Origin of the sequence: Kocuria aegyptia (assembly GCF_039530085.1) — a bacterium.
GTDB classification, from domain to species: Bacteria; Actinomycetota; Actinomycetes; order Actinomycetales; family Micrococcaceae; genus Kocuria; species Kocuria aegyptia.
In genome coordinates, this window is record NZ_BAAAOA010000033.1 from 1 (window position 1) to 6,139 (window position 6,139).

Annotated in this window: 6 protein-coding genes; 2 read left to right on the plus strand and 4 right to left on the minus strand. The window is 59.7% G+C overall.

What is annotated here, in order from left to right; all coding sequences use genetic code 11:
* Positions 1–202: 202 nt before the first annotated feature.
* The 4 genes from ABD220_RS13480 to ABD220_RS13495 all read right to left on the minus strand — a co-directional run bounded on the left by ABD220_RS13480 (position 203) and on the right by ABD220_RS13495 (position 4,364).
* Entirely contained in the window at positions 203–1,564 is a 1,362-nt protein-coding gene (locus tag ABD220_RS13480) for a glycosyltransferase family 2 protein (protein ID WP_344123374.1), read from the minus strand.
* Positions 1,561–2,370 (minus strand): polysaccharide deacetylase family protein, encoded by an 810-nt coding sequence (locus ABD220_RS13485; protein ID WP_344123375.1) that lies wholly within the window; start codon positions 2,368–2,370, stop codon positions 1,561–1,563. The genes ABD220_RS13480 and ABD220_RS13485 overlap by 4 nt, the downstream gene beginning before the upstream one ends.
* 147 nt (positions 2,371–2,517) lie before the next feature.
* Positions 2,518–3,507: a glycosyltransferase family 2 protein gene (locus tag ABD220_RS13490; protein WP_344123376.1), complete on the minus strand. Its 990-nt coding sequence runs from the start codon at positions 3,505–3,507 to the stop codon at positions 2,518–2,520.
* Positions 3,507–4,364, minus strand: coding sequence for a glycosyltransferase family 2 protein (locus tag ABD220_RS13495; protein WP_344123378.1), 858 nt, complete (start codon positions 4,362–4,364; stop codon positions 3,507–3,509). Before ABD220_RS13495 ends, ABD220_RS13490 begins: the two co-directional genes overlap by 1 nt.
* A 1,221-nt stretch (positions 4,365–5,585) precedes the next feature.
* Between ABD220_RS13495 and ABD220_RS13500 the strand changes: the two genes are divergently transcribed.
* The gene (locus ABD220_RS13500) at positions 5,586–5,726 is read left to right on the plus strand and encodes a hypothetical protein (protein WP_344123380.1); all 141 of its coding nucleotides are present in this window, start codon (positions 5,586–5,588) and stop codon (positions 5,724–5,726) included.
* A 71-nt stretch (positions 5,727–5,797) separates the two neighbouring features.
* The gene (locus tag ABD220_RS13505) at positions 5,798–6,067 is read left to right on the plus strand and encodes a hypothetical protein (RefSeq protein WP_344123381.1); all 270 of its coding nucleotides are present in this window, start codon (positions 5,798–5,800) and stop codon (positions 6,065–6,067) included.
* The last annotated feature ends 72 nt before the right edge of the window (positions 6,068–6,139 follow it).

A 6,139-nucleotide genomic window follows, 5' to 3' on the forward strand; every position in this document is an offset into this window, starting at 1 on the left:
TGACGAGGAGCCCGTTCCTCATCTCATCGACGCACCCGCGCCAAGAACCTCATGCCCCACAACATCTAGGTCGCGCGATCCACTTGTGATTACGTCGGCGATCATGCACTGCCCCCCTCGTCAACGGCACCAGATGGTGGAACGTCAAGTTCGTGTCCGCAAAGGCTCTGCGTTCGTTGACCCGCCGTTGGCTCCATGAGGCTCACCCTCTTTTCACTGGCCGGAAAACCACATTGCCTGGGTATTTTTTGCTGTCATTGTCGACACTGCGGGCCGCCCGACGGCTACGGAAGTACGCGAATGGACCCACGAGCAAACCAGCCAACTCAAGTAGCGTGAGGCTTTTTGGGTAAGCATCGGTCTTGGATTTGTTCTTTTTTGACTTCGGTCCGAGAACATATAGCGCTCCTGCTGGCAGTCGTCGTGCAACCTCTACTGCGGTGCCACGATCTTCAGTCACCCATTTGGTCACTGTTGCACTGAGGCCAACCCCATATCGGTATATCTGCCAGCGCAGCGCGTCATACGAGCGACGATGTCGATGCCACATGAGCGCGCCCGGGACATAAACGAGGCTGTAACCAGCCGTGATGGTGCGCCGGAGGACGTCGATGTCTTCTCCGCCCCAGGCTGGAGTGCCGACCCCCAAATGGTTGTCAAACCCGCCGACTTCGTCGATGCAAACGCGTTTGAAGGCAATATTCGCGCCGGAACCGAATCGTCCAGCATCGTATGGATAGAGGGGCCCAGGGCGACGGTGATCGGTCATGTTAAATATTGCCGTGGCAAAACCCTTGTTGAATCCGCCGAACTGTTCCAGCAAGTCCTGTGCTGGCGTTTCCAACTCCGCAGGAATGATTGAACCCGTGACACAGCCCACGTTCGGTGCCAGATCGAACGCTTCGATGATCTTGGTGACCCAGAGGCGATCGACGATCACATCGTCGTCTGTAAAGACGATAATGTCTCCGCGCGCTACTTCCAGCCCCTTGTTGCGGGCGCGCGACAAGCCCCGACGGGGTTCCCAGACGTGCCGTACCCGACCATTATCGGAAAATTGCTGAGCGACCTTTACTGCGAGCCGTTCGGGCGAATCAGAATTGTCAACGATGATGACGTCGAGGTTGTCGTGCGTACCCTCTAATACTCGAGCTGCAGTAGACATAGCTGCTTCGTCGTTGTGAAGAGTGCAAATAACCACGCTGACGAGAACTTCTTCGTGGGCCGCGGCGTTCTGTGTAGATTGTTGCGCGAACGTACACAGATCTGTTGATTGCGATGGAACGGGCAACCCTGCATTGACGAAAAGCTCGATCATATCCTCACGGAGTTCATCCCATGCGCGTGTGCGAACCATCTCAACGATCGACGGGTCGTCGTGCGTGGTGACGCCTTCAAGCTCGACAAACCCAATCGGTGCATCGGCCATCCGAACCAGAGCTCGAATGCGAGAATAAGCCGTTGGCGGGCGTTCGCTCGGCGCTGGCAGTTCTACTTTGTCCGTGGCCAAGTCCACCGACATCACCCGTGCTGGCACGAAATGAGGAAAGTAGATGGGTCTCATTGGTAATCCGATCCGGGTTGTCGTCTCACTATTGCCTTGCCTCGGCGATAGTCGCGCCAGAGTTTCGTTCTCATGGCCTCGCCTCGGGTCGCTGGGGGTGCTTCTAATCCACGAAGCCAATTGCGAAACGTTTCCAACGAATGATGAGATTGCAGCATCAAGCGTGCCACATTAAATCGGTCATCGCTTGAGTGGGTGAACGCGTTTCGAACGCCAGCTGCACTGTCGTAACCCGCATTCTTGATGAAACGTTGTACCCGTGGACCATTGTATCCGTGCGGATAGGCAAAGCTACGAACGCGAACGCCTAGAACGTTCTCCAAAAGTTCCTTGGGTAAGTGAGTCTCCCGGTGAAGTTGCGCTGCTGTGAGCGTATCCAATTGGGGATGGCTGTGGCTATGGGCGCCGATTTCGGTGCCACTCGCTACGAGTTCGGGAAGTTGGGCCCAATCGAGCATCAAGTCGGATGGACCAGATTCCTTGTGATGTAGCTTGCCGCCTGCCAAGAAGCCGGTGGTCAAATACAGGGTCGACGGATAGTCGTGCGCTTGCAACACAGGCAGGGCGTTGTCTGCAAAATCTTTGTATCCGTCATCGAAAGTAATTACTGCGGTTCGAGACGATATGGTGTGGGCGGCTAGTGAATCGAGCAATTCGCTGAAAGTGACACACTTGTATCGCTCTTCTCTCAGGGCGCCAAGGTGCTGTTCGAAGACCTGCGGTGTCACGGTGAAGGGTGCGATCAAGTTTCCCGGGTTTTCTGTCACGGCATGGTAAAGCAGAACTGGAATTAGTTGTGTGTTCAAATCCGCTCCCGTCCCGAGCTGCAGTTTACGGAGTGCCGCGGCGGCCGCCGCCCGCCACGGTTCCCCCGGCGCTGGGTCCGTTCCGGGATCCAGTACAAAGTCGCGGCCGCGCGGCTCCCCCCTCTGCTGCGGCGCACACTGCTGACCTCAGGCATAAGCGGCGTCCACCCCCGCATGACTGCTGAAGGGCGCGACCTTCAAGCTGCCGGCCACGTAGCCAGCAGCCGTCACAGCGAGCCCCATCGGTATGCTGCCTGCTCTGAGGGCGAGGGCTGGCGAACGCCGCTTCCACGCTTCGGCGACCGCTAGCAGCATGCCCTGCGGCAACGTACGCAGGGCATGCTTGCGTTCATCCGAGAGCCCTTGCGTTGCGCGTTCGCCGAGTCTATGGACGAGCACCGCCTTGCTCACGCCCTCCCAGTAGCAGCGGCGCAGGAAGTAGCTCGCCGTCTGGCGCTGACGGGGTACCCGGTGGTGGACCACCGCGTCGCGGGCCAGAATCACTCGGCTTTGCGGCTGCGCGGCCGCGATCCGAAGTGAAAGATCAGTTTCCTCGCAACCAACCGGCTTGTCCCCGACTCGTCCCAAAGTGCTGGCGAACCCGCCGCACTCCCGCAGGCTGCTGGCCCGGAAGGCCATGGTGGCGCCGATCGGGTTGCGAATCTGCGCTCGGTGGGTAGGGAGACCGCGATAGCTACATCCCACGACCCAGTAGAACTCCTCGGGAAACCACGGCGGTGCGGCACCGCCCTCCCATGCTGGGAGGGCGGTGCCACCCACGCCGACGATGTCGGGATCTTCCAGAGGCGCCACCATGCGTTCGACCCAACGACGGTCGGCAGTGGCGTCGTCGTCCAGGAAGAGGATTATGCTCCCCCGTGCCGCTTCTGTTCCAGTATTGCGGGCGCCGGAAAGTCCCTTCTCCGCCGTGTTGCGCATGATTGTCGCCCGGTCGAAGACCTCAAGGGCCCGTTCGAACAGGCGGTCGTTGTGATCAATGACGAGCACGACGTCCTCCGGCACCAGCGATTGCTGCTCCAACGATGCGATGGCAGCACATAGTTCGTCCCATCGTTGCTCGCTGAACGCGCACACGACAACGCTGATCTTGTGCGCGGTGGGCGGAGGTCCGGGCATCACAGGACCTGACGGGTGGGCGCGGTGCTGTCGGCGGCACGCTGCAGGACTCCGGTCGCGCTCTCGACAATGACGCGCCCCATGGCGAGCGCCCCGTCGTGGAGAACATGGACCTCGGAGCGATCGATAGCCGGGATCGGGGCGGCCTCCGGAATCCGCGACATGGTGCGAGGGGCCACACCTTCCGCGACGAGAGTCTTAAGGCATCTCGCGCCGTCCCGGAAGGTATGCAAGTTGCTCACGCCGTTCAGCCGGTTCGCTTCAAAACTTGGTACTTCCGCGATCTTGAGTCCCGCCTTCGCAGCGCGGATGGCCATGAGGGTCTCAATCTCAAATCCGTCTCCCCACACGTTGCCGAGGTGCTCATTAAACGGGTCGGGGAAGCGCATAAGATCCAGGACCGAACGTCGAAACGCTACGAACCCGTAGCAAAGGTCGGTGAACCTAGTCCCGCACATTGTGTTGGCGAGAAAATTTAGTGTCAGGTTGCCAGCATACCGGACAGGCGTGATGTCGGTGCTTCCACCGGCGTCCATGAACCGGCTTCCACGGACATAGTGGGCACCGTCGTCCATCGCTTGCAGGAACCGCGGTATCTCGGCCGGTTCCATGGACCCGTCTGCATCGATTGCCACGATCCGGTCTCCAGAGGCCGAGTAGAAGCCCGCCACCATGGCGTTCCCCTTGCCGCGCCGGGTTTGGAAGACCACCTTGATATCTTTTCGGGCCTCTCTGGCGGCTTCGACGGTTCCATCTCGTGAATGTCCGTCGACGAGAATGACTTCATCGATTCCATCAGGCAGGGATGAGAGCACATGACCCACGTTTTTCACTTCGTTAAAGGTTGGAACCACCACGGTCGTGCTTGGGAGCTGGCCATTTGTTTGCATTTCTACCCCTAAGTAAAAGCATCCATCTGGGAACTCCCCTAGTTCCCAGCCGACTCTGATATACCGGAGACTCCTTCACTGCCTTGGAGCAGTCGCGACGCCTCGCGACTCGCTACGACCAGCTCGCGCTGACCTACCGCCGTAGGGGCGTTCTGCGCGCCGTGGCCGTTTGGTTTAAGGCCTAGTGAGAGACATGCCCCAGGTCGTGCCCATGCGTTGCAACGCGCCCGTAGAGCATGCCTACATCCTTTTCGCGCATAGTCGTGCAAGCGTATATGTATGCGTTTCGATGGATACGCATGCGAGCATGATGCATCGGAGTGCCGAGCGCATTGAGTGTCCCCCTTAAACCCCTGCCAGTGTGCAATTGCACGTGGCTTGGTTCGTTCCCCCCGGGTGAACTAACTTGCTGAGAGCATGCAGGATTTACTCTTGCAGTCATAGGCTCGGGCGCCGCGACGCATTCGCGGGGCTTGTTCGACTGAATGAATTTGTGAATGCCAATGGCCGAAATTGGAAGGCCCAGATTCCCTGGAGGCTGTTGAGTCAGCTCAGTTGTAGGTCAAACGGTGGACAGGGTGGCCAGCGATTGTCCCCTAATCGGTGATGTGACATCGCGAAGTACGCCTGCTTCTGTGACGGTGTGTTGCAGGTGTGTACACCGGATCTGCGCCCTGACGTGACCATGCAGTCGCTAGTGGTGATCACACCCACGTCCGTTCGAGCCGGTCAATGGATACCCATTCATGGGGATGGACCTGACATAAGGACGGTTTTCCCTGTTGGATTGCGAGCCTGGGACCGCCTCGACTTCCGTTGACTCTTTGACCTGTCCCATGGCTTGCTTAGCCTTGCTGGTGTGAAGGTCGGGGCAAGTCATCGAGAGGCTCCGACCATACTGCGTCCCTTCCCGGCCGAGTTCCGTTTCCGTACCGTCGCTCTTGTGCGAGCAGGCAGGACGACCGCCGCCACTGCCGCTGAGCAAGGCGTCAGCAGCGGTGCCCTGCATAACTGAGTCCGCCAGGACCAAATCGACCGCGGCGAACGACCCGGGTTCACGGCCCAAGAGTCGGCGGAGGTGGCGAAGGTGAAGGATCTGATCCGAGTTCGTGAGGCAAAAGTCGAGATCCTCAAGCGGGCCGCGAAGCCGCTCGGAGAGGACCACCCCGACCCAAAAGGGCTCATCCGGTGATCGATGAACTCGTCGACGCCGGGCACCCCGTCAAGGACTGCCGTCTGCTGGGCGTGAGCAGTTTCGGGTACTTCCAGTACAAGCACCAGCCGCTGTCGCCCACGGCAATGCGCCGGCAGTGTGGTCCACGGGGCTGATCCCTGAGGTACACACCGCCGCCCGCGGAACCTTCGGCTCCCGGCGGGTCCACGCCGAACTCACCGGTGGCATGGACATCGTCGCCAGTGAGAACCTGGTGGCCGTGCTGCTGAGTCTCGCCGGGATCGTGAGTTTCCCGAGCCCGACCAAGGTGAAAAAGCTCAAAGGCGTGGCCACCGCCGATGGCCTGGTGCACCGCAAGTTCCATCGGCTCGCGCCCCACCAGCTATGGGTTACCGACATCACCGAACATCCCGCCACGGAAAGCAAGATCTACTGCTGCGCAGTGCTGGACGCCTTCTCCCGCTTCGATCGTTGGACGGTCCCTCGACAACCATGAGGACTAGTTGTAAGAGGGCATGACGTTATTGGCACGGGCCGGGACGCGTGAGGCCGGGGGCTGATCACCACA

Bases quoted from the DNA above. Each gene is read 5' to 3' on its own strand.
- ABD220_RS13480 (WP_344123374.1), bottom strand. From the start codon at position 1,564: ATGAGACCCATCTACTTTCCTCATTTCGTGCCAGCACGGGTGATGTCG.
- ABD220_RS13490 (WP_344123376.1), bottom strand. From the start codon at position 3,507: ATGCCCGGACCTCCGCCCACCGCGCACAAGATCAGCGTTGTCGTGTGC.
- ABD220_RS13505 (WP_344123381.1), top strand. From the start codon at position 5,798: ATGGACATCGTCGCCAGTGAGAACCTGGTGGCCGTGCTGCTGAGTCTC.